The sequence below is a fragment of the Shewanella sp. genome (assembly GCF_051658185.1).
Taxonomy (GTDB): Bacteria; Pseudomonadota; Gammaproteobacteria; order Enterobacterales; family Shewanellaceae; genus Shewanella.
Genome location: NZ_JBOFMC010000420.1, coordinates 1 through 2,863, shown reverse-complemented (window position 1 = coordinate 2,863; position 2,863 = coordinate 1). Strand labels below are relative to the sequence as shown.

2 protein-coding genes are annotated in these 2,863 nt (G+C 46.6%); both read left to right on the top strand.

What is annotated here, in order from left to right; genetic code table 11:
* The first annotated feature begins 250 nt into the window (after positions 1 to 250).
* Positions 251 to 1,312, top strand: a complete 1,062-nt coding sequence (locus ACRCZA_RS15450) for an RNA-guided endonuclease InsQ/TnpB family protein (RefSeq protein WP_438675282.1) — start codon at positions 251 to 253, stop codon at positions 1,310 to 1,312.
* A gap of 508 nt (positions 1,313 to 1,820) precedes the next feature.
* Positions 1,821 to 2,786 carry an alcohol dehydrogenase catalytic domain-containing protein gene (locus ACRCZA_RS15445; protein WP_438675281.1) on the top strand — a complete coding sequence of 322 codons (966 nt, stop codon included), beginning with the start codon at positions 1,821 to 1,823 and terminating at the stop codon, positions 2,784 to 2,786.
* The last annotated feature ends 77 nt before the right edge of the window (positions 2,787 to 2,863 follow it).

Sequence of the window (2,863 nt, the reverse complement as noted above, 5' to 3'; positions counted from 1 at the left end):
TGAACAGCTCAACCGACGTGATTTTTACCGCGGCAGCTTGTGAGGCTGCTGAAAATAAAGCTAAACTTGGCTAACGTGTGCTGTTAATCGTATAAAAAGAAGCATCATAGAAGCAGTCACTCCGTTGGCTGCTTTTTTTCTTATTAAGCGTAAAACCCCACCCTTCTAGGGTGGGGATGTAAGCGCTAGGCTATTTGTGCTGTTAATAATTGATATTGTTTTCTGAATATTCCAAGCGTACGCTGTTCAAATGAAATGCACAAAAACATTGAAATTAAGAGTGAAAGACAAACATGCGGCAGCATTAGGCCAACAAGCTAAAGCCGTTAACTTTGTCTGGAACTATATCAACGAATTAAGCTCACGCGCTATCAAAGAGCGTGGGCGGTTTTTGTCTGCATTTGATATTCATCCTTACACCAAAGGCGCAAACAAGGAGTTAGGGCTTCACAGTCAGACGCTCCAATGTATTGCCAAAGAATACGTTACACGCCGAGTTCAGTTCAAAAAGTCGAGGCTTAACTGGCGTAAATCTGGTGGCGCTAAACGCTCACTCGGCTGGATACCGATTAACACTGGCGCGGCCAAATGGAAATACGGCCAAGTGTTTTTCAATGGTCACTATTACAGCGTGTGGGATAGTTACGGCCTGAGTCAATATCAGTTCAGAACGGCCTCATTTAACGAGGATGCGCAAGGCCGCTGGTACTTTAATGTCGTGGTTGAAGTCGATACACAACCAAGCTCAGGTAAAGCCAGCGTTGGTATTGACCTTGGTTGTAAAGAGGCGGCTACTGATAGCAACGGTGATAAGGTTATAGGTCGTCAATATCGCAAACTCGAACAGCAATTAGGTATTGCACAACGGGCTAATAATAAGCACCGAGTTAAGGCGATACACGCCAAAATCCGAAATCGTAGAAAAGATGATTTGCACAAATACAGTCGCCAGTTAGTTAACAACAATGCGGCGATTTTCGTTGGTAACGTCAATTCCCTCGCGATGACTAAAACTAAGCTGGCTAAGTCTGTGTTAGATGCTGGTTGGGGAATGCTCAAAACAATGCTGGAATATAAATGCGCTCACGCAGGCGTTGTTTTTGAAGAAGTAAACGAAAGTTACACAACCCAAACCTGTTCGAGCTGCGGGGACATCCCCGCCAGCAGTCCGAAAGGTAGAGCAGGTTTGCGAATAAGAGAATGGACTTGTAGCAGTTGTGGTGCTACGCATGATGATAGAGATATCAATGCAGCCAAGAACATTCTTGCGGTCGGGCATGGCCGTCTAGCAGTAGGAATCCACCTCCTTTAGGGGGTGGAGGATGTCAACGAACGGACCAAGCTTGTCGGCCCTGCCTTAAGGCTGTGTATCAGTGCTTAGCGTTTGATTAAGCGCTCGGCTAGCCTTGCTCAGGTGTGAGTCAAAGCGATTTTATAATATTGATTTATCAATTTTATAAAAATTCATTATTTCAAATGCTGTTTGCTCACATATAGAGTACCTATATTCGAGCACTTATATTTGAGTACTTATGTTCACGGCAAACAAAGCGTTAGGACGATGGAAGAAACACGTTGCTCACCTAAGCAGGATTGTCGTGTGAACGCTATTTAGCCGCGTCGCATACTCATTCGGTGACACGCAATAAACTTAGGTGAACACGCCCTAAGCTTTAGGGGGCACGCAATAAATACAATGTTTCCCGTGTCTCGTTCAACACTCAACACTCAACACTCAACACTCAACATCCCCGAGTTGCTCAGCCTATTTCCTTATTGAGGTAAAGCATGAAATCGAGGTAGTGAGACAAGGAATCACAATGCAACCATATCCCATTTGGGGTTATCACCCCCAGTCTCGTAGCGTGAGCCTAACATCAGCGGCGAGGCCAACATTAGCTCCTGATGAGGTGTTAGTGCAAAACCGAGTCATCGGTATTAATCCCGTTGACTGGAAGTTTATTCAAGCCAATCCTCTGCATTGGCAGCAAAATCATGTGCCTGGGGTCGATGGCGCAGGGGTGATTATTGCCTTAGGCTCCGAGGTTGACCCACAATGGCTTGGCCGACGCGTTGCCTACCACGGCGCGCTTAAACGTCAGGGCAGTTTTGCTGAGTGCACGCCAGTCAAGGTGTCACGGTTAATGACCCTGCCTGAACGACTCTCCTTTGAGAAGGCCGCGGCGCTGCCTTGTCCTATGCTTACGGCATGGCAAGCCTTTGAAAAAATTCCTCATAGGCCTTGCCTGACAGTGCTGCTTACCGGTTTTGGCGCGGTTAATCACCTCTTAGCACAACTCTTAATAAAGGCCGGGTTTACCGTCGATGTGCTGTCTACAAGCCTTAAGGAAGATAAGGCCGCGACGCTTAATATCCGCCATGTTTACCGTCAGTTATCGCAAATCACGATGAACTATTTTGCAATATTTGATGCCGTCAGTGGCCAACATGCGGCGGCATTAGTACCGTTGTTGAAAGCAAATGGACATATTATTTGTATCCAAGATCGTATCCCCAAGCCGATTGATCCGCCTTTTACCCGCACCATTTCTTATCATGAAATCGCCCTCGGGGCATTGCATGATTTTGGTGATAGTCGCGATTGGGAAGCGTTGATGCATCAGGGCGAAATGCTGCTTGAACAAGTTGCAATGGGCTCGCTGGTGGGCTCAGCACCTGTCATTTTTGAGTTTAGCCAGTTGCCCGAAGCGCTGAAGCACAGTGAAAGGACTAAGCAAAAAACGCTGGTTAGTCTTAATAGGAATGAGGTGAACGCCGAGGGTTGAATCAGCACCTTGATGGGGAAATGGCGGCCTTTGAGCATGGACTCGCGATAGTGTCACTTACGTTTTGTGATTTACAT